The sequence below is a fragment of the Rhizobacter sp. P3_B12 genome, assembly GCF_056402895.1.
In genome coordinates, this window is the sequence record NZ_JBFUGN010001639.1 from 1 (window position 1) to 711 (window position 711).

At 68.1% G+C, this 711-nt stretch carries 1 pseudogene; it reads right to left on the reverse strand.

Features of this window, described 5'->3' with window-relative positions:
• Positions 1 to 698: pseudogene (locus AC1D01_RS37400) on the reverse strand (DUF1501 domain-containing protein); the annotation flags it as partial.
• Positions 699 to 711: the final 13 nt, after the last annotated feature.

Consider the following 711-nt stretch of genomic DNA (forward strand, 5'->3'; position numbering starts at 1 on the left):
ATCTGCAGCTGCTGCGCGAGGCCGCTGAACGACTTCGCGCCGGTCAGCGGGTTGTCGTACTGCAGCTTCGGGTCGTTGTTCGCGTTGTAGTTGGCGGCCGGGGTGCCGAACAGCGGATCGCTCGGCGCCTTCAACGCGGTGCGCAGCGTCGTCTCGGCGTCGACCGAGCGCGCGGCGACCGCCGCGAGATCGGCCTCGAAGACGTGGCCGCCGCGCGTCCCTGAGACGATCTGCTGCATCGCCGCGGCCACGTCGCGGGAGCCGTAGATGTTGCCGTTCTCGTCCGAGCCCATGCGCATCGCGCCGTTCGCGCTGACCTGGTACTGCTGGACGCTCTGCCCCGACAGCCACACCGCGTTGCCGGAGGTCGAGATCGACGTGAAGATCGAGCGGCTGTTCTGCGACATCATCAGGTCGCCGAGCCGCCCGCCCCAGCCGACCGTCGCGCCTTCGGGCTTGAAGGACATCCAGGTGTTCGACTGGTCGTTGTGCGAGAACAGCATCGCTGGCCGGCGGCCCTTGCCGTTGTTGTACGTTTCCTTGGTCAGCGGCTCGACCAGCGGGCCGACGTTGGAGATGATCGCGAGTCGCTTGTCGGTGTTGAACATCGTCTGCAGCGAGCCCAGCAGCGGATGCAGCGCGAAGGTCTGCGTGCCGCCGCCAGGTGCCGTGCGCGCCTTGGCCGGGACGATCGGCAACACGCCGCCGAGT